The sequence below is a fragment of the Streptomyces sp. NPDC006208 genome (assembly GCF_040613775.1).
GTDB lineage: Bacteria > Actinomycetota > Actinomycetes > Streptomycetales > Streptomycetaceae > Streptomyces.
Window position 1 is genome coordinate 206,582 of the sequence record NZ_JBEXSW010000002.1, and the last position, 24,157, is coordinate 230,738.

Below are 24,157 nucleotides of genomic sequence, written 5' to 3' on the forward strand. Positions count from 1 at the left end.
AGGCGCCGGCCCGGGGACTTCGCCCCCGGCGGTGCCTGCCCTTCCCGTACGGCGCGGGCCACGGTTCGAGCAAGGCCGGGAACCGGCCACTCTGAGACTGAAGCCTTGTCATGGTCCTTGTGCTGCACCTAAGTTGGCCGCTTGCGACATGACCTGCATGCGTGACCGACATGTCAGTGGGGGAGTCTCAGCCATGGCCGCAACCGGTCGGCACCGCCGATATCAGCCGAGCCGCATCAACCGCGCGTCACTCACCGTCACGGCCGGCGGTGCGGGAATGGCGCTGCCCCTGATCGGCGCCGGGTCGGCCCATGCGGCGTCCGTGGACGTCTGGGAGAAGGTCGCGGCCTGCGAGTCCACCAACAGCTGGAAGATCAACACGGGCAACGGCTACTACGGCGGCCTCCAGTTCAGCCAGGCCACCTGGGAGGCGTACGGCGGAAGGCAGTACGCCCCGCGCGCGGATCTGGCCACCAAGGACCAGCAGATCGCCGTCGCAGAGAAGGTCCTCGAGGGCCAGGGGCCGCGCGCCTGGCCCACCTGTTCCGTAGAGGCAGGTCTGACCCGAGGCGGCGACGCCCCGGACGTCGAGCCGATGACCGGTCCGAGCAAGCCGGCCCAGCCGAAGCAGCTCGCGCCGAGGAAGGCCGGCCCGAAGCGGAACGCGTCGCCCACCACAGTGCCGACCGAGCGCGAGGGTTACACGGTCGCCCACGGCGACTCACTCTCCGAGATCGCCGGACGGAAGCGGGTCAGCGGCGGCTGGCAGCGGCTCTACGAACAGAACCGCGCTGTCGTCGGCGACGACCCGGACCTGATCTTCCCCGGCCAGCGGCTGACCCTGCGCATCGCGGCCCCGCGCACCGACACCCGCACCGACTCCCGCCCCACCGCACCGGACCGGCAGCAGCCCCCGCGCACCCGGCCGCAGCAGCAGACGCCGCAGCCCCGGTCGAAGCCCCGGTCGAAACCGCAGCCGCAGCCCGAGCGGTCGGCTCCGAAGCCGAAACAGCAGGTCAAGCCGGTCACGGCCGCAAAGCCCGCCCAGCGGGCGGGATTCAGCGCACCCGTGGACGCCGACCCCTCCACCGCCTACCGCAAGGCCGGCTCCGCCTGGGCGAGCGGCTACCACACGGGCGTGGACTTCCCGATACCCACCGGCACCTCCGTCCAGGCCGTCGCCGCCGGTCGGGTGGTGTCGGCCGGCTGGGGCGGGGCGTACGGCTACGAGGTCGTCATCCGGCACACCGACGGCAAGTACAGCCAGTACGCGCACCTGTCGGCCCTCACGGTGCGCTCCGGCCAGCAGGTCTCCAGTGGTCAGCGGATCGGCCGCTCAGGATCCACCGGCAACAGCACCGGACCGCATCTCCACTTCGAGGTGCGCACGGGGCCGGGGTACGGGTCCGACATCGACCCCCTCGCCTATCTGCGGTCGGGCGGTGTCAGGATCTGAGCCCGCCCGCGGCGGGTTCGGCCCCGTACCGAGCCGCTCGACGGTCAGCAGGATGAGGCCGCCCGCCGCCACCACACCGAAGCCCAGGGCCAGCACGGTCCCGGTCACGCCGTACCGGAAGGTCTCGCCGAACATGGTGAGGCCGACGACCGCCGCCACCACCGGGTTGACGACCGTGACCGTCGCAAGCGGTGCCGCGAGGCCCGCACCGCGGTAGGAGGCCTGCGAGAGCAGCAGCCCGCAGGTGGCGAAGGCGGCGATCGCCAGCAGGCTCGGCCACTGCGTGAGCGGCGCGGCCCAGTTCCAGTCGACCGCGGCCGTCTTGGTGAACACCGAGGCGATACCGAACGACACACCCGCCGCGCCGGCCAGCAGCACGCTGCGGGCGATCGGCCGGTGCATGCGCTGCGCGAGCAGGAACAGCAGCCCCACCGCGCCCACGGTGACCGCCGCGAGCACCACGCGCTGTGCACCCGGCAGCGAGTGGGAGTCGGTGTTCCCGGTCAGGGAGAGCAGTCCCGCGAGACCCACCGTCGCCATGATCGCGCCCCGCCACGCGGTCGCCCCGGCCTTGCGCCGTACGAACAGCGCGGCCATCGGCAGCGCGAACACGATGGTCAGAGCGCCGAGCGGCTGCACCACGCTCAGCGGCCCGTACGCCAGCGCCACCACATGCAGGACGGCGCCGATTCCGTTGAGCGCGACGGCGACCCACCAGCCGCCCTGGTGCAGCGGCGCGTAGGGGCGGGAGGGCGTGTGGGACGCCACGTGCTCCTGCAGGATGGCCCCGCCCGCGTAGGCGACCGCGGAGACCAGTGACAAGAGCACGGAGAGCGCTAGGGAACTCATACCGACCACCCTGTCCCCCTTCTGCGTTCACGTCGTCGTTCTTGAGCAGGCATTTGGTCGTACTGCTGACGGAGTACGGGATGACCCCCGTAGTCCCCCTAGGGGACGGGGCGCGGGCCGGCCGGGGTGGTTGCCGGCCCCTCTTCACGCGTACGGCGCTCACCCCCAGTATCCGGTCAGCGCTCTTTCGCCGCGCGCTGCCGGGCCGACCACGCCGGCGGCCCGTGCCACCGCGCCATCGTTACGGTGTTCGGGTGCGGTCGCACCGTATTTTCGGTGCGACACCTCGCGCGGGCGACGAAAGAGAGCGGAGAGTGGGCGTGGACCTGGCAGAGCTGGCCTCCGTGGGGGGTTTCTTCGCCCTGCGGACCGGGACGCCGGACGGCGGCCACACACCGCTCGGCCGCGTCTACGCCGGTGACGGCGCGCGGCTGACGGAACGTGTCGACACGGTCGCCACGCGACTGGGCGTCACCGAACGACGGGTGGCCGCCTCCGTCGCCCACCTCGGCCTCGCCGCCCGCCTCTGGTCCGTCGCGCTCGGGTCCGCGGCACTTCACGGGCAGCTGCCCGACCTCGATCCGGCGCTGCTGCACTGGGACACGGACCGCGCCGCCCCGGACGACCTGCTGCTCACCGAGGTGCGAGCGCTGCCTGGGACGCCGGACGGCGTACGCGAGGCGGTGCAGTACGGGCATCTGCTGCCGCTCGCCGAGGCGCTGCGGCGCGACACGCGCGTCTCCCGGCAGCTGCTGTGGGGGAACGCGGGGTCCGCCCTCGCCGGGGCCGTACGCGCCCTGCACACATGGGCGCGCCGCAGTGGACGGCCCGAGGTGGCCGAGCGCGCTTCCCGTCTCGCCGCGGAGCTGTTCGCGCACGCGGATCTCGCGGGCACGGTTCAGATGCCCGGGCTGCGGCGGCGCAGCTGCTGTCTCTACTACCGCAGTCCGGGCGGCGGGCTGTGCGGCGACTGCGTCTTCGACCGCCCGCCGCGGCCCGCCGCCGAGTCCCGCCCCGCAGCCGAGTGATCGTCGTGACTCCACCTACAGGTGGATGCGCGGGTTTCCTGTGCCGTGGCCTGGTCACGGCACAGGGCCGGCCCGGCACTGTTGATGCGCACCGTCTCGCGCAACGGCGCGATCGCTCGCGGCAAGGTGCAGCCGGTCGCAGCCGGCCGCGCCCGGCAGCCGGCGGTTCAGCAGGGCTGGCGCCACACGCCCAGATCGAGCTTCTTGCGCATGGAACTCAGGCCGAGACGCTCGGCCTGCGTGCAGAACCGGCCCACCGGAAGCGCGTACTCGACGTGGAACACCGCCTTGCCCGCGGCCACGAAGGGCTCGAGCGCCGCGCAGTCGCCGAACTCGGCGCATTCCTCGTTCACCGCAAAGTCGAACTCCCGTACAAGCTGCGGGACATGGGGCAGATCGTTCTTCAGCCCCACCGACAGACCACGGTCGTGAGCGAGCCGCGCGATCATGCGGTTGTAGGCGAGCTGATCGGCGCCGGTCAGGGCGAAGCCCGTGTCGTTGAGGTAGCCGTCCATCAGATCGGGCTCGATCGCGTCGAAACCGCGGTCCCGGCACATGTCGAAGCGCTTCGCCATCAGCGGGCGCAGCACGTCGCGCCGGCGGATGTCCAGCCAGCGCTCGCCCTCCCAGCCGTTCGGCTTGCCCAGCAGCGACTCGGGGAAGTCGTCCCGGTCCGGACGGAAGTCCTCCCAGGCACCGACGTTGATGTAGCAGATGACCTTGCGGCCTTCCCGGTGCAGCCTGCGCACCGTCGCGGCTTCGTTCTCGAAACCGTCGATGTCGTAGACGGGCACGTCGACGCTGTGGTCGATCCTGCCCTGGAGCTGCCACTGCCAGGCGAGTCCCGGTTTCGGCTTCCACCGCGGCCCCGAGCGGGAGGCGGTGGGGCCGGGGCCGGGCTCGGGGGGCGTCGAGCAGGCGGCGAGCAGGAGCAACGCGGTGGCACACAAGGCCGTCCGCAGCCGGGCCGTACGGGTCATGACGCCTTCCGGAGTGCGGGTGGCAGAGCCGACCAGGGGTTCGGGCCATGCCCGGTCACGGCGCAGTGTACGGCTGCTCCGCGCAGCTCCGCGGTCCGCGCCGCCAGTCCGCACAGCCCGCTGGGCACCCCGTGCACGAGGTGACAGAAGGTCTCGGGCGGATGGCCGCCGGTCCACGGCGGCGGCGCCGGAGCCGTGCGATAGGCGTCCCAACCGCCCTCGAACGTCACCAGCAGATCGGCGAACGCCGCGTATCCGGAGGCCGGATGGACCCCCGGATTGAGCACGACGGTTCTCGCGCCGTACGTCCGTGCCGTCCGCGCGAGCCGCCGGTAGTGACGCACCCCGCCACGGTCGGCAGCGACCTGGTCGAGGAAGAACCCGTCCGCGGCGTACCAGTCGCGGTGGCGCGCGAAGTCCCGCGCCACCTCCCGGGCGGAGCGCCGGCCGTAGTCGGTGTCGACATACCCCAGCACCGGCGCCCCGGCCGCCCGCAGCGCTGCGGCCGCACCGGTGAAGTGCGGGTCCGGTGTCCGGCCGGGTCCGTCGTCGGCATTGAGCACCACGCCGTACAGCAGCGGTGCACAGGCGACGAGAGCCTGCCAGGCGGCCGGGTCGACGGCCGGATGGACGTACAGGGGCACGAGCAGTCTCATGACGGGACGCTCACCGGACGGACCCGCCCGGTGGGGCCGAGTTCCACAGATCGGCCAGCGAGTCGGCGAGCGCGTGCCGAGGCTGCCAGCCCAGCGCCGTGCCAGCGGCCGCGATGTCGGCGCACTGCCACGCGACCGCCGACGAACGCACCGACCCGTCGCCGCCCTCGTCCAGCTGCCCGGTGAAGGAGGCCACCCGCACGAGAGTCGTCGCCAGGTCCCGTACGGCGGTGGCCTGTCCGCTGCCGATGTTCAGCACCGGCGGCAGCGGCCCCTGTGCCGTCGCCGCACGGGCCACCGCGTCCGCCACATCCCGCACATCGACGAAATCGCGGTGCGCGGACAGATCACCCACCCGGACCGTGCCGTGCGCACCGGCCCGCCGCAGCTGCGCGGCGAGCCGCCCCGGCAGTCCGGCCGCCGGTGCGCCGGGCCCGACAGGGTTGAACACCCGCAGCACCACGGCGTCGAGCCCCGAGGAGGTGACCGCGACGGTTCCCGCGAGCTTGGTGGCCCCGTACGGGCTCAGCGGGCGCGTGGCGGCCGACTCGGCCACGGGCGTACCGCGGTCGGCGGGGCCGTACTCGGCCGCCGACCCCAGATGGACCAGCCGCGTGGCCGGCAGCACCTCGCCCAGAGCCTCGCACAGGGCGGCCGGCCCGCGGGCGTTGACATCGGTGAGCTGGACGGCGCTGCCCGCCACGAGCCCCGCGCAGTTGACGACCACATCGGGCGCCGCCCGCAGCAGCGCGTCGGCGATGGCCTGCGGACATGCGGTCAGGTCGACGGGCAGATCCGCCGCCGGCGTAGGGCCGCTCACGAGCAGGCGCACGTCGGGCAGACCGCGCAGCCGTGCCGCGGCATGCGCGCCGAGGAACCCGGACGAGCCGAGAAGGAGGATGCGCACGGCGCCCGTCACGCTCCCTTGAGCAGCAGACCGCGGTGCGTCGTGAACTCGGCGTTCGCCCGGTCGTAGTCGTCGGGCCGCCCGATGTCGAGCCAGTAGCCGTCGAACTCGTAGGCGTGCGGCGGGTTCTGTGCCTTGAGCAGGTCGAGCACGAGCTCGTCGAAACCGAGCGGCAGACCGGGAGTGTATCCGGCGAGCGTGTCGCGGCTCAGCCCGTACACGCCCATGGAGACGCGGTAGTCCATGCTCGGCTTCTCGGCGAAGCCGACGACCTTGCCGGCCTCGGTGGTGAGCACGCCGAAGTCGATGGAGACCTTGCGGGCGTAGGTGGCCACGGTCAGCGGCGCGCCGGATGCGCGGTGCTGCTTGACGACGTCCCCGTAGTCGAGGTCGGTGAGGACGTCGCCGTTCATCACGAGGAACGACTCGGGCAGCCGGTCCATCATGGTCAGCAGCGGGCCCATCGTGCCGAGCGGGCTGTCCTCGGTGGAGTAGCCGACGCGCAGTCCCCAGCGGGAGCCGTTGCCGACATAGGCCCGGATGATGTGGCCGAGGTGGCCGATGGCCAGGGTGCAGCTGGTGAAGCCCGCGGCGGCGAGCTGGCGCAGCACGATCTCCAGGATCGCGTGCTGGTCGCCGATGGGCACCAGCGGTTTGGGCAGCGCGGTGGTGTACGGGCGGAGCCGGACGCCCTTGCCTCCGGCGAGTATCACTGCGTGCATGGAAGCCCCCCTGCTGGTCATATGTTGTAGATGCCGGTCTTGTAGCGGGCCAGGTTCCCCGGGTCTCGGAAGAAGTCCACGGTGTGCCGCAGCCCGGCCTCCAGGCCGTGCTCGGGCCGCCATCCGGTCGCGGCGCGCAGCCGCGTGGCGTCGGCGACCAGGCGCAGCACTTCGGAGCCGGCCGGCCGTACCCGCTGCGGGTCCTCCCGTACGTCCAGCTCGGTGTCCATCAGCTTGCCGATCAGACGCGTGAGTTCACCGACCGAGATCTCCTCGCCCGTGCCGGCGTTGAAGGTGCGGCCGACGACGGCTTCGGCGGGCGCGGTGCCCACCGCGAGAAAGGCGCGCGCGGTGTCCTTGACGTACAGGAAGTCGCGGGTCGGGCGCAGATCCCCGAGGGTGATGGTCTGTTCGCCCGCCGCGATCTGGCCGATCACGGTGGGGATGACCGCCCGCATCGACTGCCGCGGCCCGAAGGTGTTGAACGGGCGCAGCGTGACGACCGGTGTCCCGAAACTGGCGTGGTAGCTGTCGGCGAGCCGGTCCCCGCCCGCCTTGGAAGCGGCGTACGGGGACTGGGTGTTGATGGGGTGGTCCTCGGTGATCGGCACGGTCTGAGCGGTGCCGTACGTCTCGCTGGTGGAGGTGTGCACCAGGCGCGGGACGCCGAACCGGCGTACGGCCTCGAGCACATTGAGCGTGCCGGTGACATTGGTGTCCACGTAACTGTGCGGCGCCCGGTACGAGTACGGGATCGCGATCAGCGCGGCGAGGTGGTAGACGGCCTCGGCGCCCTCGACGAGCTGCTGCACCGAGCCGGGGTCGCGCACGTCCCCGAGGACGATGTCGACCCGGTCGAGCACGTCGGGGGGCAGGGTCTCCAGCCAGCCGTAGGAGGAGAAGGAGTTGTACTGGGCCATGGCGCGGACCCGGAAGCCCGCGGCTACGAGGGTCTCCGTCAGATGCGAACCGATGAAACCCTCGGCTCCGGTGACGGCGACCAGCGCGTTCGATGTCACGGAAGTGCTCTCCTGTTGTCGGTGGTCGGGTGCGGACGCGTGGGGGCGTGGGTGGGTGGATCAGCGGTGGGCGGTGGGCCGGGTGAGCAGCCGGGCGGCCGCGGCGGCCAGCACGAGTGCCGCGACGGTGCGGCCCGCCAGGGCGACGGGATCCGGTGGCAGGCCTGCCAGTGCCGCACCCGCCTCGGTCGCGGCCGCGGCGAGTGAGACGAGGGCCGGGAACCACGCCAGCGAGAACGCCTGGAGCAGAAGGGCCGTCCAGAGCACGGCCCCGAGCCCGAGCAGCGGGGCCGGCCGGACGCCAACGGCCAGGGCGCCGGCGGCCAGCAGGGCCAGATACGAGCCGAGACACAGCACGAGAGCCCGCACCTCCAGCAGGACGTAACGGCGCAGCGTGCCGGCGGCGCGCAGGGCAGCCAGCGAGAGGGAACGGAAGTGGTACAGAAGCCATTCGGCGCACCCCATGCTGAGGGTGAGCACGACGACCGAGAGTGGTTCGGCGCTGCCCGCCAGCGCCGCGAGGACACCGGCGGCCAGCCCGAACAGCCCGTACGGCAGGGAGCGCAGCCGCGGCGGGCCCGCGCCCGTCGGCGCGGCCGGTCCGGACCGCAGCAAGGCCCGTACAGCGTGGGCGGCGGCACCGGCGGTCAGGGTCACGGTCGACAGCAGGAGCACTACGGCGAGTACGTCGGGCGGCTGCTGCAGCCAGCAGGCGGCGCCCCCGGAGGCGACGGGCAACAGCGCGGCGAGCAGCGCCCGTTCGCGGCCCAGGACCAGCAGGACGCTCGCGGCCGCGAGATAGCAGGACTGGCCGGCGGCGAACGCCGCGCCCGTGTCCGGGCCGCAGACCAGCAGCCCGACGCCCGCGGCTCCGAGCGCTCCGGCCGGAGCGCCGACGGCCAGCGTGCGCGCGGCCGCGGCCCCGCCCTCGGTGGCGAGCCGCAGATGGGCCCGGTGGCTGAGCGCCTGGTTCCAGGCCCAGGCGGCAAGACCGGAGACGACGAGCCCGGTGATGTCGGCGGCGCCTTGCCACAGCCCGGCGCCCAGCACATACGCCAGACCGGGCAGCGCGAACACGACCCCGCGCAGGGCGCAGCGGACGGTGTCGGGCCGCCAGGGGTCGGGGGCGGGCGCCGGCTGGGGATAGTGGCGCGGCACCCGGGCGTAGAGGTCCTCGGCGAGCGTGAACAGATCGGGGCGGTCGTAGCGCCGTGTCATCTGCTCGTTCGTCATTCCGTCGGACTCCAGCAGCGCGGCGACCTCGTAGGGATGGACCGCGGATGCGACCTGCTCGACCATTCGCTCGGCCAGCTCGTCGATCGGGTCCTCGGCCCAGCTCGGCCGGGTGGGAGTGCGCGTGCGCGGCCTGGCTGCAGCAGGCAGCGCCTCCCCGTCGCCCGGGATCAGGCGCAGCGGGCCGCTCATGCCGTCACCCCCGCCGTACGCCGCTCGTCCTCTGCGGCGAACTCGCCGGATTCCAGGGCGAGTTGGTGATAGATCGACCGGAAGGTGTCGACGGTCTGCCGGAGCGTGAACTGCTCGATCACCCGCCGCCGTGCACCCTCACCCATCACCGCCCGCCGTGGCCCGTCGCGCAGCAGTTCAAGTGCGGCGGCGGCCATCGCCGCAGGTTCTCGGGGCGGTACGACCAGCCCGCAGTCGCCGACCGCCTCCCGCACTCCGCCGACATCCGTCGAAACGGTGGCACGCCCGCAGGACATGGCCTCGATCAGCGTGAACGGGAAACCCTCGCTGATGCTGGACAGCATCACCACATTGCCCGCCGCGTAAGCGTCCCTGATGTCGTCGACCCGCCCCTCGAAGGTCACCGCGTCGCCGTGACCGAGCTCGACCGCGAGCGCCTCGCAGCGCTTCCGGTAGGCCTCGCCCCCACGCGGGGTGCCGCCGAAGAGCCGCAGCCGCGCATCGGGCACTTCCTCCCGCACCAGCGCGAACGCGCGGATGAGGGTCTCAAGATCCTTGATCGGGTCGACCCGGCCGGCCCAGCTGAGCGTCGGGGTGCCCGGTTCGGGGCCCGCGGGCGGGAAGGCCGCCGGGTCGACGCCGTTGTAGACCGTGCGGATGAGCGCAGGGTCCGCGCCGCCGCGCTCCTCCCACAGCCGGTTGTACCGGTTGCCCGGCGTCACCAGCGCGGCCCTGCGGTACGTCTCCTCGGCGAGCAGCCGGAAGAAGCCCAGCAGCAGCGCCTTGACGGGCCAGCTGTAGGGGCCGGTGCGATAGCCGAGATAGCGCTCGCGCAGATAGACGCCGTGCTCGGTGAGCAGCAACGGCACACCGTGCAGCTCGGCGCCCACCAGCGCGGGCAGCACCGCGAGCCCGCCGCTGACCGCGTGCGCGACCCCACCCGCCGGGGCCGGCGCGACCAGCGGCCGCAGGGCGTGCTCCAGCAGCTCCGTCGCGGTCAGTGCGTCGTGCACGGTGGGCCGCGCCGCGAACACCGGCAGATCGGGGCGGGTCCAGACGTCCACGAGAATGCGTACGGCACGGTCGGTGCGCAGCGCGGGCGCGAGGTGGCCGTCGCGGGCCGCCCTGGCCAGTTCGTACAGCGCTGGTCCGAAACCGGGCTCGGCCGCGGGGTCGAGCAGTGCGGTCAGGAACGTCTCGTAGCTCGACATCAGCCGGCGCAGCCGGCGCCCGACCGGCGGCGACCCGGCGGGATCGGGACCCCACAGCGGGATGCAGACGGGCGGGGACACATGGGTGGGCAGCTCCCAGGCGAGGGGCTCCCTTCCGGTGCCCGTCACCGCGATGACCCGGAAGTCGATGTCCGGCATCCCGCTCACCAGCTGGTCGCACCACACGCTCACGCCGCCGTGGCTGTGCGGATACGTTCCTTCGGTGAGCAGGGTGACCACCGGCGCGCCGTTGCGCAGCGGACGGAGTACGTCGGCCATGGCGGGCGTCAGCCCGTCACGCCGTACGCCACCCGCTCGCGCGTGCGGCGCTGCCCGTGGCCGGCCTGGCCGGGGGGCGTTGGTGGTTGCTGGGGGTGGAGGGTGGGGTCGTTGTGTGTGCGGCGCTGCCCGTGGCCGGCCTGGCCGGGGGGCTTCCCGGTGCTGGCAGCCTTTGCCTGGGCCGCCACTTCCTGTCCGGCCGCCGGGCCCGGCAGGGTGAGCTTGAGCCGGTCCTCCTGTGGACCTGGCTCGGCCCAGCCGGAGACGGATCCGGCGTACGGGCTCCCGAACGCGGCGCTGCCCAGCGGCAGGGACTGCCGGGTGCCGACGGGCATGGTGGCGGTGATCCGCACGCCGGCGGGCGCCTGCACGGTGACGGCATCGCCGATCCGGTACGCGGTCACCTGCCCGTCCGCGACCGCAGTCCGCCAGTCCGCCCGGTCGCGCAGCTCGGCTCCGATGTCGCGCTGGCGCAGATTGACCAAGGGGGCGCTGTCCGCATACAGGCCCGCGTACTCGTCGAGGATGCGGCCCAGCACCGGGTAGGCGATACGGTCCTCGGCGAGGTTGGACTGGTGGATGTAGTGCGGCCGCGGGTCGCCCGCGAGCACATGACCCAGGCCGATCCGGGCCTCCAGCGGCACGATGTGGTCCGCGTAACCGGTGACGGGGTCCAACGGCCCGTCCAGACAGGTCGTGTTGGCGGCGGTCTCGCAGAGGCCGCTGCCCCCGTCGGCCGCGCGGGTGTAGATCCAGTTGTACTCGTCGATCTGCTCGGCGGTGCGTCCCGCGTTGTAGAAGACGTTCATCGGGTGACGCGGCACCGTCAGCGCCGTGCCGACCGGGCGCTGTTCACGTTCGCGGGAGTTGTCGGAGCCGAGCGAGGCGATGCCGTTGTCGGCGAGCGCGGGCGCGAGATGAGGATTGTCGTCCGGCTGCTGCGGCAGGATCCGCAGCCCCGAGTGCTCGCCCGTCACCAACTCGTCGGTCCGCATCGGGAGTCCGGCGCGCAGGCCCCAGCCGCGGTTGTCCGCGATCTGGGCGGATATCTCGGCACGGCCGGTGTACCGCACACTGCCGTCCGCGTTCTTCGCACAGGTCCAGGGGACGACGCTGACGTCCTGGACACAGCCCAGGAAGGGGTGGTTGTAGGTGTGGTTCACCCAGCGGTACGCGGCACTGTCGGCGGTGAGCTGCTGCGCGAGCGGGTCGCTGCCGCCGTTCTCCTCCTTGAAGAGCTCGCTGCCACCGCCGTTGAAGACCATGTCGAGCGTCAACCCCCGGCCGGCCGACCACTGGGCGGCGTACTGGGCGTCGGACGCGGTCATCCTGATGGGGTCCGGCTCGCCCTGGCCCGGCGGGCAGTCCACATCGCCGGGCGTGCAGTTCAGGGTGCTGTCCCAGCGGTCGTCGGCCGCGAACACGTCGTCGACGTGGACGGCGAAGTAGTGGCGGGACGCGCCGAGACGGACGCCTTGGGTCATCCAGTCCACGATGCCGCGGGCGAGCAGCCGGAACTGCTGCTGGTACTGGTTGTAGGCGAAGGTGACGACGAGCTCGCGGCGGCCGTCGTGGCGGTACTCGCCGACGATCGAACCGCGCTCGCCGGAGCCGTGCAGCGGGGCGTCCACATAGCTGGTGAAGTCGGCGCCCGCGGCCGGGCGCGCGGCATAGCCGTAACTCTCGCCCACGGTGGGGGAGTTGTCCTCGAACGGCACCGGCCCGTCGAGATAGCCGAACGGTCCCGACCTCCCCGCGGGGGTGACCTGTGCCCGCACGCCGTCCAGCGAACCGCTGAAGCCGCCGTTGACGGGATGATCGAGGCCCACCTCGGGGCGGGCGTAGGTGTAGGCGTCGACCTGCGGGATCGCGAACGTCCGCTCGTACGCGGTCAGAGCCGCCAGCTCCGCGGAGTCCAGCCCGGCCGGAGCGTCGCTGGGCAGCACCACGGCCTGGAACCTGGCCCGCGGCCGTCCCTCCACGGTGTCGGCGAGGAACGCCGCGTCGATCGCCGGCCGACCGTCCTGTGCGAGGTCGACAACCGTGTACGGCGTTCCCGAACCGGAGAGTTCGGCCGTGATCGCCCCGACCGCCGGACCGCCGTCGTCCACCACCAGCACCCGCAGATCGATGCGCGGCGTCGGCGGTGGCTCTGCCGCCCGGGCCGGCGGTGACGCGACGGCGAGCGCCGTCGCCAGTGCTGATACGCCTGCCAGGGCAGCCCGATGGACGGTGCGCCTCATGTGGTCCTCCCCCGGTAGGGCATGCCGGGCCCCCGCCCGACATGCCCTACCCCCCCTTTGAAGTGGTCGGTGTGCAGTGGTCACCGTCCACGTCGGCTCTGTCGGATCACATAGTGGGGGGCGATTTGGTCGAACTGTGGGGGCATTGTGAAACCTGGCGTGAAACGGATGCGCGGCCGGGGCAGATGTGATGGGGGAACACGGCCGCGGCCGCGGCCGTTCCGGAAGCGGCCGGACGGCATCCCTGCATCCGCGTGGCCAGACGTCCCATGTGGGCAAGCGGTTGTCATCCGCGGCGCTGTCCTTCAGAGGTCCGGTCCCATCGCGGTCCACCGCGCCGAGGCCCGGCGATCGCGGAAATCCGGCCAGCCGTGGGACGACTCGACGACCCGTCGCGGCGCCTTCGACCGACAAGTCGAAGTGTCTGGACAAAATTAATTGTCGGTGAGAACCTGAAGTCATGTTGGACGTGACAGTGATCGAGGACTCGGCGGCGGCCGCCGTCTCGCTGGACCCGATGCGCTCCCGGCTCCTCGCCGAGCTGGCGGCCGGCCCGGCCTCGGCCGCCATGCTGGCGACCCGGGTCGGACTGCCCCGGCAGAAGGTGAACTACCACCTCAGGGCGCTGGAGCGGCACGGACTGGTCGAGCTGGCCGGCGAGCGCCGCAAGGGGAATGTCACCGAGCGCCTGATGCGCGCCACGGCGGCGTCGTACGTGATCTCACCGGTGGCCCTCGCCGCCGTGCAGCCCGATCCGGAGCGCTTCCGCGACCAGCTCTCCGCGCGCTGGCTGCTCGCCGTCGCGGCCCGGCTGGTGCGCGACGTCGGCACCCTGATCACGGGTGCGGCCAAGGCTCGCAAGCGCCTCGCGACATACGCCCTCGACGGCGAGGTGCGCTTCGCGTCCGCCGCCGACCGGGCGGCGTTCGTCGAGGAGCTCACTCGCGGCGTCGGCGCGCTCATCGCCAAGTACCACGACGAGCACTCCGAGGGCGGCCGCGACCACCGGGTGGTCGTCGCGCTCCACCCCACCGTCAAACCCGCAGCCGAACCCGCCCCCGTCCCGATCGAGGAGTCGTCATGAGGAGGCATGGGGCCGCCTTCACCTGGCACGGCCCGTTCTGCCGCGGCAAGCGCCTCTGCCAGGACGGACCCGCCGGGACCACCCTCAGGGTCGTCCGTGCCACGGCCTTCGGTTCGGGAGTCCGGCACATCGTCCACGCGCCCGAGAGCGTCTGAGCATCAGGAGTCGTCATGGAGAAGGAATTCGAGATCGTCCGGGAGTTCGAGGTCGACGCGAGCCCCGAGCAGGTGTGGGAGGCGATCACCACGGGCACAGCGGGCTGGCTGTGGCCGATCGAGTACGAACCCCGGCAGGGTGGCGCAGCCCCCTTCGGCGGCACCGTCACGGCATGGGATCCGCCGCACCGGCTGACGGCGCGGACGGAGGACGCCGAGGGCGTGTCCGTGCAGACCTTCAACCAGCTCGACCATGTCGTCGAACCGCTCGAGGGCGGCGGCTGCCGGGTGCGTTATGTGCACAGCGGGATCCTGGTCGACGACTGGGACAACCAGTACGACGGCGCGAACAAGCACACCGACTTCTATCTGCACACGCTGCGCCAGTACCTCACGTACTTCACCGGCCGGCCCGCCGCGTTCTGCACGCTCGACGCCCCGGACGCCTCCAAGGCTCCCGACGCACTGGAGACCGTCGCCCGCGGCCTCGGCCTGCCGGACACAGCGGCCGAGGGGACGACCGTCCGGGTCGAACTGCCGGGCGCGGGTGTGGCCGATGCCGTGGTCGACTACCGCAACCCCTACTTCGTCGGGCTGCGCACCGATGACGCGCTCTACCGTGTCTTCGGCCGCAACCACTTCGGTGCGCCGGTCGGTGTCAGCGTCCACGACTTCGCCGGCGGCGCGGACGCGCAGAAGACCGAGGCGGCCTGGCGGACCTGGCTCACCGGCCTGTTCACCTGAACCCTCGCGCCCAGGGCCCGCCCGGACCTCCCCTCCCGGCCGGGCCCTTCGCTCCGCCCGGACGTGACTTTCGTCATTTGGCCGGCACCCCGTCACTCAGTAAAGTTGCGCTTTTGGAACGACGGCATTCGAGTGATCGAGGAACGGCAGCGGCGATGACGGTGACAGAGGACAGCCCGGTGTACGGCCAGGGCATCGACCCGGAGCGTCTGGCCGTCTGCCTGAGCGTGCTCGAAGAGCTCGACAAGCTCGAGGTCGACCACCCGGACGCGATCACCGTCCGCCGGGCCACCGCCGGGGTCTACCGGACCGTGAAGCAGCGCCGTCGCCAGGAGCGCCGGGCCGCCAAGACCGCCCACGACAAGGCGGTCACCGAGGCCACCGCGACCGGCTCCGCCGAGCGGATCGACGACGAGACGCAGGGCCTGCTGCCCTCCTCGTCCGTCGTCGGCGAGATCGCGGGCATACTCCAGCGCCCCCGCTCCTGCTACATCTGCAAGGCGCGCTATGTCGAGGTCGACGCCTTCTACCACCAGCTGTGCCAGAAGTGCGCGGCGGAGAACCGGGCGCGGCGGGACGCCCGTACCGATCTGAGCGGCAAGCGCGCCCTGCTGACCGGCGGCCGCGCCAAGATCGGCATGTACATCGCTCTGCGGCTGCTGCGTGACGGTGCCCACACCACCATCACCACCCGGTTCCCGAACGACGCGATCCGCCGCTTCAAGGCGATGCCGGACAGCGACGAGTGGATCCACCGCCTCAAGATCGTCGGCATCGATCTGCGCGACCCGGCGCAGGTCGTCGCGCTCGCCGACTCCGTGGCCGCCGAGGGCCCGCTGGACATCCTGATCAACAACGCCGCGCAGACCGTACGCCGCTCCCCGCAGGCGTACCGCGAACTGGTCGCCGCCGAATCCGCTCCGCTGCCCGCGGGCGAGCTGCCGCCCGCCCACGTCATCGGCACCTTCGGCAGCGGCGCGGTGGAGTCCGTGGCCGCGCTGCCGTCCGCCGGCGGCGAGGGACTGACCGCGCAGGACGTCACCGACCTGGCGCTGGTGACCGGATCGGCCTCGCTCGAGCGCATCGCCGCGGGCACCGCCATCGACGCCGGTGGTCTGGTCCCCGACCTGCACGACACCAACAGCTGGATCCAGACCGTCTCCGAGGTGGACCCGGTCGAGCTGCTCGAAGTGCAGCTGTGCAACTCCACGGCGCCGTTCATCCTCATCAGCAAGCTCCGCCCGGTGATGGCAGCGGGGCCCGGCAAGCGCAAGTACGTCGTGAACGTCTCCGCGATGGAGGGCGTTTTCAGCCGCGGTTACAAGGGCGCCGGCCATCCGCACACCAACATGGCCAAGGCCGCGCTCAACATGCTCACCCGCACCAGCGCGCAGGAGATGTTCGAGGCGGACCGCATCCTGATGACCGCCGTGGACACCGGCTGGATCACCGACGAGCGCCCGCACCCCGACAAGATGCGACTGGCCGAAGAGGGCTTCCACGCACCGCTCGACCTGGTCGACGGCGCGGCCCGGGTCTATGACCCGATCGTGCGAGGCGAGTGCGGCGAGGACCTCTTCGGCTGCTTCCTCAAGGACTACGCCCCCGCGAACTGGTAACCCCCCTTCCCGAACGGCGTGCTTCGGCCGGTGCACCAGCAGGTGCACCGGCCGTTGTCCATTTGGAGGGGGTCGTTGGCCTGAATTGAGTCGATGTGCAGCCCCCATCGAGCAGGGGGGCGCTCATTTGGTTAACCTTGGGGGACTGGACAGCCTCCAAGGGATCCACGAAACCCCTTCGGCCGTCCTGGGACAGGCCTGCAACCCGGCTGCGGTCCCGCCCGAGTTGACGGCGCCACCGCGACGGAACTGCCCCTGTCCCAGTTACGCGACACAGAGGAGTGCGCGGTGACACCAGATGTGAAGCACGAACAACGACCGTCGGAGTACGGCGGCGACCGGCCCGGCAAGGCCGAAGAGATCCGTAACCTCGAGGTCTGGGCCCGCTCGGCCCCGATCAGGCTGGCCGGGTACGAGGAAGATCTCGCCGAGCCGCACATCCTGCCCGGGATCGACTGATCCGGCGCGTAGCGTCCGTGCCCCCTGCCCGCCCCGGCAGGGGGCACGGACGTACTCACGAGAGCCTGGTGGGATAGAGGAACTCGCGCACATGGGTCCGGTGCCACCAGGCGCCGGTCGCCCGCAACTCGCTCCAGGTCGTGAACCGGTAGCGGTAGAGCCGCGCCCGCACGTACACGGGCGGGGCGTCCGGGAAGGGGTTGTGGCGCAGCAGCCGGAGCGTGTCCCGGTCGCCGTCGAGCAGCCGCTCCACGAACGGCAGGAACCACGACCGCGCATAGGCGGGAGACAGTGCGGCGAACCACATCAGCCAGTCGAGCCGCAGATGGTACGGGGCGAACTGACGCGGCAGTCTGCGCACGTCCCCGGGCTTTCCCCGGAACCCGTACTCACGCCACACCGTGCCGTCGTGGAGCACCCTCTCGTCCGTGCCCTCCACCACGATCTCGTGCCTGACCCGGCCCACCGTGCCGAACGCGCCATAGGCGTTGACCAGATGGAGCGCGTCGTAGGACCGGTTCATGGCCTGCCGCCTGGAGAACAGGTTGCGCGCCGGGTGGTAGCTGAGGGCCAGCAGCCCGGCGCTGACGGCAATCACGACGATCTCGTACCAGAGCGGGGCGGCGGGCGCATCGGGCGGGTCCATGAACAGCGAGCCGTCCACGGCGGGCAGGGCCAGTGTGATCGTCAGCCAGTTCAGCCAGGCGAAGTTGCCGGAGAACACCAGCCACAGCTGGGTCAGCACGATCACGCCGGCGGCCGCGCTCGCGACGGGCTGCGGTGTGAACAGCAGTACGGGGACCAGCAGCTGGACCGCGTGGTTGGCGCCCGCCTCCACCCTGTGCAGAGGCCTCGGCAGGTGGTGGAAGAACCAGCTGAGCGGCCCCGGCATCGGCTGGGTCTCGTGATGGAAGAACAGACAGGTCAGATTGCGCCAGCACAGATCGCCGCGGATCTTGATGAGGCCCGCACCGAACTCCACCCGGAACAGCACCCAGCGCAGCAGCCAGAGCACCAGAACGGGCGGCGCGGTGCGCTCGTTGCCGAGGAAGACCGCGAGGAAGCCGGTCTCCAGGAGCAGGGACTCCCAGCCGAACGAATACCAGGTCTGCCCCACATTGACGATCGAGAGGTACAGCGCCCACAGCACCGCCCACCACACCATCGCCACCGCGAGCGGCAGCCGGTCCGCGGCGCCCGCGACCAGGGCCGCCGAGAGCAGGCATCCCGCCCAGGCCACCATGGCGAAGAAGCGGTCGGAGTAGTGCAGCCGGAACAGGGTCGGCGCCGCCCTGGGAGGGACCCGGCGCAGATGGTCCGGCACGGGCAGCATGCCCCGCTCGCCGATCAGCGCCCGGAACTGGAGCGCGGCGGAGAGGAACGCGACGAGATACATGACGGCCAGAGCCCGCTGGAACACCAGCCGGCTCAACCAGTAGGCATCGTCGCCGAACCACTCCATCAGGTCCAGTATCAGGCCGCGGCGATCCGCCGCAGGCAGCGGCCGAGCCGCCGCGCGTACGCCTTCTGCAGGACGGGCACCACCGGACCGGCCAGCCTGCTGTACCAGGCGGCGGGCCGGCTGAACGCCGTGACGGTGAACCACACGGAACCGTCGTCGCGCAGGTCGACCATGAACACCTCCTCGCCGCACTCCGGATGCCCGGCGAGCGTGCCGTACGCGAAGCCCGTCCGGTCCTCGCCGTAGGCCGTCCACACCACCTCGCACGGCGCGGTGAGCCGCAGGGGACCGAGGCCCAGCGAGACCGTGACCCGCGTGCCGGGCTCGGCCCTGTCCGTGGTGGCGCGCACCCGGGCACCCGAGTCGCAGTGCATGGCCCAGGTGGTGACCGCTGTGCCCGCCGCCTCGAAGACGGCGCGGCCGTGGCCGATCCGTTCGGTGTGGTGCAGCTGCTGGTAGCCGTCCGGCAGCGGGCGGCGCGCGGTGGCGCCGACCTCGGGGTAGCTGAAGGGCCCCCCGGCGTCCGCGTCGTCCGTACCGGGGAGCGCACTGCGCACCACGCGGGGCAGCCCGAGCACCGCCCGTGTCCGCCGAATGGACGCGGCCCGCCGTGCGTCCACAGGATTCAGCCCTACGGGTGGGATGGCCCAGGTGCCCGGCTTCGCGATCAAGCTGACCAGTACGGACATCACGCACCATCCTCGAATTGAACGTGTTCAAGTCCCTGTGGGCAGAGCCTATGGGGTGAACGCGAACGCGTTCAAGTCGCGAGGCGCCTGTGCTTCCGGCACAACTTTGAGAAACATCTCGAGGAGAAGAGGCAGGAGACACTGGTGCGCTCACCGATGCGGCGTGTGTGCGCGGCGGCCGCCGCGCTGTCCGTGGGGCTGCTCATGTCCGGGTGCGACGGCGCGGGCCGTGCGCACGACTCCGCGGAGGTACACCTCCAGGCGCTCGCGTCACCCGGGCCGGCCCCCTTCACGGCGTCGACTGCCACGTCCGCGTCCGTTCCCGTCCTGCCGCCCGTCACCGCCGTGCCCGTCGGCACGGCCGGCGGCGGACCCGTGCTGCGCACGCTGTCGGGCTCGGCACCCGGCCTGTACAGCGGCACCCAGGAGGTCGGCAGCTGTGACGTCGAGAAGCAGGTGCGCTTCCTCGACGCGGACAAGGCCAAGGTGCGCGCCTTCGCCAAGGGGGCCGGGATCCAGGAGACGGTCGTGCCCGCCTTCCTGCGCGGGCTGACGCCGGTCATGCTGCGCGCCGACACCCGGATCACCGCTCACGTCTTCCGGGACCGGACCGCCGTCGCTCAGCAGGCGGTGATGCAGGCCGGGACGGCTGTGCTGGTCGACCAGTACGGGGCGCCACGAGTGCGCTGCGCGGGCGGAAACCCCCTGAGGCCCCCGGTCGCCGCCGCGGGCGCCGTGACCGTGAAGGGCACACCGTGGCAGACCTACCGCACCGACCAGGTGGTCGTCATCAAGCCGGCCAACCAGGTCGTGCGCAGCCTCATGATCGTCAACAACCTCGACAACGGCTGGATCGAGCGGCCGACAGGTACGGACGGTGCGGAGGACGCGCAGCCCGCGGTGTTCCCGCCCGTCAATCCGGACGAGGTCTTCATGGACACACTCAGCCCCGCACCGAACGACTCGGTGGCGCCGGCTGAACCCTCGGCCCCGGCCGAGCAGGCCGCGCCGCCGGCCCCCGCACCGGCGGACCCGGCTCCCGCACCGGCGGACCCGGCTCCCGCACCGGCGGACCCGGCTCCCGCACCGGCGGACCCGGCTCCCGCACCGGCGGACCCGGAGCCCGCCCCGGCCCCGGCGGACCCGCAGCCCGTGCCGCCCGCCCCCGTGCCGGCGGACCCGCAGCCCGCGCCCGCAGATCCTCGGCCCGCCCCGGCGGACCCGCGGCCCGTGCCGTCCGCCCCCGTGCCGGCGGACCCGCAGCCCGAGCCGCCCGCGGACCCGCCGCAGCCTCAGGGTGGCCTGGACCCGATGCCCCCCGACCCCGGCGGCCCCGCGATCGACCCGGTGCCGGACGCTCCGGCGCCTGGCCTGCCGTCCCGGGCTGCCACCGACCCGGGCACCTTCCAGGGGTGAGCGGTCTTCCGGGACGACCGCTCGTGGATTGTGACAAATGATGGCAGAGTGGCTCCATGGCTGATCGGGCAGAGGGTGCCCTGTCGCTCCCCGACGACTGGCCGACGCGTGCGGATGTGAGCCTGACTCTCAACCACATGGGCACCTTCGACTGGGATCTGACCAGCGGGCTGATGCACATGGACAGGCCCGCGCTGGACGTCTTCGATGTGCACCCCGATGAGTACGACGGCCACCCGGAGAGCCTGGCCCGCCGGGTGCCGCCGGACGAGGCTGTCAGGCTCGACTCCATGATCGCCCAGGCGCTGAAGAACGGCAGCGACCATTACGGCGCCTACTTCCGCATCCGCCGCCGCGACGGCAGCCTGCGCTGGACCCACACCCAGGGCTGTGTGCGACGCGACGGGACCGGCCGGCCGCTGCGCATCATCGGGGTCGTCCGCGACGCCACGGAGGAGCTCGCCGACTCCACCGCCCGTGTCGAGGTCGACACCGAGCGGCGCCGGCAGACCAGCGTGGTCGAGAGCACCACGGCCGCGCTCGCCCACGCCCGTACCGTCCGCGACGTCATCGCTGTGCTCAAGGACTCGCACGGCCTGGAACACCTCGGCGCGACCAGCATGGTCATGGGGCTGCTGGAGTCCGGCGGCCGGATCCACCTGGTCGCCGAGGGGCCCGAGGGCTCCTTCGTGCCGGGGACCCGCTACACCAGGGTCGACGAGCAGTACCCCATGAGCGAGGTGGTGCGCACGCTGGCTCCCCGGTTCATCGAGTCCAAGCGGGATTTCGCGGATTCCTACCCCATCCTGTGGCCGCACATCAAAGGGCTCGGTATCTCGGCGGCCGCCTATCTGCCGCTGATCGCGCAGGCCCGGCCCATCGGCGCGCTCGGCCTGCTCTACCGCGACAAGACCGGCTTCAGCTCCGAGGAGCGCAATCTGCTGGTGGCGCTCGGCAGCAGCATCGCGCAGAGCCTGCAGCGTGCCGTGCTGTACGAGCAGGAGCACGATCTCGCCGAGGGGCTGCAGCAGGCGATGCTGCCCCGCCGGATCCCCGACGTGCCCGGCGCCCAGATCGCGGTGCGCTACCGCTCGGCGCGGCTCGGGCGCGACATCGGCGGCGACTGGTACGACATCATCGCGCTTCCCGGTGGCCGGGTCGGCGCGGTCATCGGGGACGTACAGGGCCATGACACCCACGCGGCCGCCGTGATGGGACAGCTGCGCATCGTGCTGCGGGCGTACGCCGCCGAAGGGCACACCCCGGCGACGGTGATGGCCCGCGCGTCCGTCTTCCTCCATGAGCTGGACACCGAACGGTTCGCGACGTGCACCTACGCGGAGGCGGACCTGTCGACCGGCGTGGTGCAGGTGGTGCGGGCGGGCCATGTCGACCCGCTGATCAGGGACCAGGACGGCAGCTGCCGCAGGCTGCCGGTCCAGGGCGGGCTGCCGCTCGGGCTCTCGGCGGAGTTCGGGCGCCTCGAGTATCCGGTCAGCACCGTCGAACTGGACCCCGGGCAGACGCTGCTGCTCTACACGGACGGCCTGGTCGAAGAGCCCGGCGCCGACCTCGACGACGGACTGCAGCTGCTCGCCGAGCTGGTGCACGGCGGGCCGCGCGATCTGCAGCTGCTGGCCGACCGGCTGTGCGAGGTGGTGGACGAGCGGGGCGGCGACGACGACGTGGCGCTGCTGCTGCTGCGCCGCAAGGGCGCGTACACCCCGCAGGCGGGCGGCCGGCTGCAGCAGCATGTCGCGCAGAACGACCCCGAGGCGCTGCGCTCGGCCCGGCACATGGTCCGCGCGGCCGTACGTGCCTGGGGTGCGCGTGAGCGCGCCGACGAGATCGAGCTGGTCGCCGACGAGATGATCACCAATGCGCTGATGCACACCGACGGCGGGGCGATCGTCACCGCCAGGGTGCTGTCCGGCGCCGAGCGGCGGCTGCGGGTCGAGGTCGAGGATCGCTCCAGCGCGCTGCCACGGCGGCGTGAGGCGGGCGAGTCGGGAGTCTCGGGCCGAGGGCTGCTGCTCGTTGACCGGCTGACCGAGGCGTGGGGGGTGGAGTCCCGTGGGAGCGGCAAATGCGTCTGGTGCGAGTTCATCATTCCGGAGAGGGCCACGGTTCGATGATCATCCGCTGTTAACTGACCGTAAACTTATCGTACTTGACCGTAACTGATCGAAGGCGATTGACTTCGCATCCCTGGCTTCTAGGACATGAGGACCACTTGAGCAGCGAGCTTCTCGCCCCCCTGGACCTGGCGTTCTGGCATCTCGAATCCACCGGCCATCCGATGCATCTCGGTGCGCTCGCTTTCTTCGCTCCTGCTCCGGGCTCCGGGACCGGGGGCGACCGGGAGGACGACGCCGAACGCATCCTGGGTCTGCTCGCGAACCGCGCGGCCGCCATCCCCCGGCTGCGGATGCGGGTGCAGGACGTCCTGCTGCCTGTCGGCGGGGCGGCCTGGGCCGCCGACGACGGCTTCGAGGTGCTGCGGCATGTGCGGCATCTGCGCCTCCCGGACGGCGACTTCGCCGCCGAAGCCGCCCGTGCGGCGGGCGAGCTGATGGAGCAGCCGCTCGAACGCGGCCTGCCGCCCTGGGAGATGTACCTCCTGTCGAGCGAGCGCGCGACCTGCTTCGCGGTGCTCGTCAAGCTCCATCACGCCCTCGCCGACGGCATGCGCGCCGTGGCCATCGGGGCCGGCATCTTCGACGAGATCGCCGACGCCCGCAGGACCGTCGCCCGCCGCTCGCGCACCGTGACGTCCCGCCCGCTGCCGTGGGGCGCGCGGCGCATCGCCGGATTCGCAAGGGGGCGCATCGCGGAGCTGGGCCAGGCGCTCGGCGTCGGGGCCTCCGTCGTACTGGCCAGCCGGCTCGACCCGCGCGGACTGCCGGCGCTCACGGCCGGTTCGAGTGGCACCCGTCGCGTCGGCACCGCCGTGCTCGACCTGGAGGAGGTGAGCCGCGTCCGCAGGGCGGCGGGCGGCACGGCCAACGATGTGCTGCTCGCGGTGGTGACGGGTGCGCTGCGGCGGTGGATGTCCGGACGGGGCGACCAGCTGCCCGAGGCCGGCCCGCGCGCCCTGGTGCCGGTCTCCCGGCGCAGGCCCGGCGGCCGCCCCGGATCCGGCAACAAGCTGTCCGCCTATCTGGTGGAGCTGCCGGTCGCCGACCCCGACCCGTGCTCACGGCTGGCGGCCGTACGCCTGGCCATGGACCGCAACAAGTCCGCCGGACCCCTGCGCGGCGCCGGAGCGGTGGCCGTACTGGCCGACCAACTGCCGCCACTGGCTCATCGGTTCGGCGCGCCGTTGGCCGGCGGCGCGGCCCGGGTACTGTTCGACATCCTGGTCACCAGCGTGCCGCTGCCCCGCTCGGCGCTCTCCCTCGGCGGCTGCCCGCTGCGCGAGATCTATCCGCTGGCGCCGCTCGCCCGCGGGCAGTCGCTGGCGATCGCCATGTCGACGTACGGCGGGCAGGTCCATGTCGGCCTGGTCGCCGACGGCAAGGCACTTCCCGACATCGAAAAGCTGCTCCTCGCGCTGCGCGAGGAGCTCGACGAGCTTCTCGCCGCCGTCCGGCAGCCCGGGCAGCGCCCGTAGACCGGACAGCGACGCGCCGGTGGAGTGACGGCCTCGACCGCGTGGCGCGGCGGCACGCCGCGCCCGCCACCGCGACGGCTCGCGCACACGGCCGGTGCGCGACCGGCCACTCGACTTTCCCGGGCCCCCGGCGGGCACCGG

Annotated in this window: 21 protein-coding genes; 10 read left to right on the top strand and 11 right to left on the bottom strand. The window is 72.2% G+C overall.

The window, feature by feature from the left end; genetic code table 11:
* The first annotated feature begins 193 nt into the window (after positions 1-193).
* Complete coding sequence (locus ABZ208_RS02290) at positions 194-1,456, top strand: transglycosylase family protein (protein WP_356907671.1); 1,263 nt, start codon at positions 194-196, stop codon at positions 1,454-1,456.
* On the opposite strand, the gene ABZ208_RS02295 is transcribed toward ABZ208_RS02290, so the two are convergent.
* Positions 1,337-2,305 carry a DMT family transporter gene (locus ABZ208_RS02295; protein ID WP_356907672.1) on the bottom strand — a complete coding sequence of 323 codons (969 nt, stop codon included), beginning with the start codon at positions 2,303-2,305 and terminating at the stop codon, positions 1,337-1,339. The two genes, ABZ208_RS02290 and ABZ208_RS02295, sit on opposite strands and share 120 nt — an antisense overlap.
* Before the next feature lie 320 nt (positions 2,306-2,625).
* On the opposite strand from ABZ208_RS02295, the gene ABZ208_RS02300 reads away from it, so the two are divergent.
* Entirely contained in the window at positions 2,626-3,333 is a 708-nt protein-coding gene (locus ABZ208_RS02300) for a (2Fe-2S)-binding protein (RefSeq protein ID WP_356907673.1), read from the top strand.
* Positions 3,334-3,500: 167 nt separating this feature from the next.
* Here the strand turns inward: ABZ208_RS02300 and ABZ208_RS02305 are convergent, their stop codons facing one another.
* From ABZ208_RS02305 to ABZ208_RS02340, 8 genes are read right to left on the bottom strand one after another with little or no spacing between them, the layout of a single operon-like run.
* A complete protein-coding gene (locus tag ABZ208_RS02305) occupies positions 3,501-4,313 on the bottom strand; it encodes an endo alpha-1,4 polygalactosaminidase (RefSeq protein ID WP_356907674.1) in 813 nt (270 codons plus the stop codon).
* Positions 4,310-4,969 carry a spherulation-specific family 4 protein gene (locus ABZ208_RS02310; protein ID WP_356907675.1) on the bottom strand — a complete coding sequence of 220 codons (660 nt, stop codon included), beginning with the start codon at positions 4,967-4,969 and terminating at the stop codon, positions 4,310-4,312. The genes ABZ208_RS02305 and ABZ208_RS02310 overlap by 4 nt, the downstream gene beginning before the upstream one ends.
* A gap of 10 nt (positions 4,970-4,979) precedes the next feature.
* Entirely contained in the window at positions 4,980-5,876 is an 897-nt protein-coding gene (locus ABZ208_RS02315; protein ID WP_356907676.1) for an NAD(P)-dependent oxidoreductase, read from the bottom strand.
* Between the two features lie 8 nt (positions 5,877-5,884).
* On the bottom strand, positions 5,885-6,598 hold the full coding sequence (locus ABZ208_RS02320; RefSeq protein ID WP_356907677.1) for a sugar phosphate nucleotidyltransferase: 714 nt from the start codon (positions 6,596-6,598) through the stop codon (positions 5,885-5,887).
* A 17-nt stretch (positions 6,599-6,615) separates the two neighbouring features.
* A complete protein-coding gene (locus tag ABZ208_RS02325) occupies positions 6,616-7,617 on the bottom strand; it encodes an SDR family NAD(P)-dependent oxidoreductase (protein ID WP_356907678.1) in 1,002 nt (333 codons plus the stop codon).
* A 60-nt stretch (positions 7,618-7,677) separates the two neighbouring features.
* Positions 7,678-9,042 (bottom strand): hypothetical protein, encoded by a 1,365-nt coding sequence (locus ABZ208_RS02330; protein WP_356907679.1) that lies wholly within the window; start codon positions 9,040-9,042, stop codon positions 7,678-7,680.
* Positions 9,039-10,532: a GT4 family glycosyltransferase PelF gene (pelF, locus tag ABZ208_RS02335; protein ID WP_356907680.1), complete on the bottom strand. Its 1,494-nt coding sequence runs from the start codon at positions 10,530-10,532 to the stop codon at positions 9,039-9,041. Before pelF ends, ABZ208_RS02330 begins: the two co-directional genes overlap by 4 nt.
* Positions 10,533-10,540: 8 nt before the next feature.
* Positions 10,541-12,775, bottom strand: coding sequence for a hypothetical protein (locus ABZ208_RS02340; protein ID WP_356907681.1), 2,235 nt, complete (start codon positions 12,773-12,775; stop codon positions 10,541-10,543).
* A gap of 460 nt (positions 12,776-13,235) precedes the next feature.
* On the opposite strand from ABZ208_RS02340, the gene ABZ208_RS02345 reads away from it, so the two are divergent.
* The 5 genes from ABZ208_RS02345 to ABZ208_RS02365 all read left to right on the top strand — a co-directional run bounded on the left by ABZ208_RS02345 (position 13,236) and on the right by ABZ208_RS02365 (position 16,836).
* Complete coding sequence (locus ABZ208_RS02345; protein WP_356907682.1) at positions 13,236-13,859, top strand: helix-turn-helix domain-containing protein; 624 nt, start codon at positions 13,236-13,238, stop codon at positions 13,857-13,859.
* On the top strand, positions 13,856-14,014 hold the full coding sequence (locus ABZ208_RS02350; protein WP_356907683.1) for a hypothetical protein: 159 nt from the start codon (positions 13,856-13,858) through the stop codon (positions 14,012-14,014). Before ABZ208_RS02345 ends, ABZ208_RS02350 begins: the two co-directional genes overlap by 4 nt.
* Before the next feature lie 15 nt (positions 14,015-14,029).
* On the top strand, positions 14,030-14,758 hold the full coding sequence (locus ABZ208_RS02355) for an SRPBCC domain-containing protein (protein ID WP_328393278.1): 729 nt from the start codon (positions 14,030-14,032) through the stop codon (positions 14,756-14,758).
* 155 nt (positions 14,759-14,913) lie between these two features.
* The gene (locus ABZ208_RS02360; protein ID WP_356907684.1) at positions 14,914-16,377 is read left to right on the top strand and encodes an SDR family NAD(P)-dependent oxidoreductase; all 1,464 of its coding nucleotides are present in this window, start codon (positions 14,914-14,916) and stop codon (positions 16,375-16,377) included.
* Positions 16,378-16,665: 288 nt separating this feature from the next.
* Positions 16,666-16,836, top strand: coding sequence for a hypothetical protein (locus ABZ208_RS02365; RefSeq protein ID WP_356907685.1), 171 nt, complete (start codon positions 16,666-16,668; stop codon positions 16,834-16,836).
* Between the two features lie 55 nt (positions 16,837-16,891).
* Here the strand turns inward: ABZ208_RS02365 and ABZ208_RS02370 are convergent, their stop codons facing one another.
* Both ABZ208_RS02370 and ABZ208_RS02375 read right to left on the bottom strand, forming a co-directional pair.
* Complete coding sequence (locus ABZ208_RS02370; RefSeq protein ID WP_356907686.1) at positions 16,892-18,298, bottom strand: lipase maturation factor family protein; 1,407 nt, start codon at positions 18,296-18,298, stop codon at positions 16,892-16,894.
* Positions 18,299-18,309: 11 nt separating this feature from the next.
* The gene (locus ABZ208_RS02375; protein ID WP_356907750.1) at positions 18,310-18,855 is read right to left on the bottom strand and encodes a DUF1990 domain-containing protein; all 546 of its coding nucleotides are present in this window, start codon (positions 18,853-18,855) and stop codon (positions 18,310-18,312) included.
* 276 nt (positions 18,856-19,131) lie between these two features.
* Here ABZ208_RS02375 and ABZ208_RS02380 point away from each other — a divergent pair, with 276 nt between their 5' ends.
* From ABZ208_RS02380 to ABZ208_RS02390, 3 genes are all read left to right on the top strand, one after another.
* Entirely contained in the window at positions 19,132-20,403 is a 1,272-nt protein-coding gene (locus tag ABZ208_RS02380; protein ID WP_356907687.1) for a DUF6777 domain-containing protein, read from the top strand.
* Positions 20,404-20,459: 56 nt separating this feature from the next.
* Complete coding sequence (locus tag ABZ208_RS02385) at positions 20,460-22,538, top strand: SpoIIE family protein phosphatase (RefSeq protein ID WP_356907688.1); 2,079 nt, start codon at positions 20,460-20,462, stop codon at positions 22,536-22,538.
* Positions 22,539-22,636: 98 nt separating this feature from the next.
* Positions 22,637-24,016 carry a wax ester/triacylglycerol synthase family O-acyltransferase gene (locus ABZ208_RS02390; protein ID WP_356907689.1) on the top strand — a complete coding sequence of 460 codons (1,380 nt, stop codon included), beginning with the start codon at positions 22,637-22,639 and terminating at the stop codon, positions 24,014-24,016.
* Positions 24,017-24,157 lie beyond the last annotated feature (141 nt).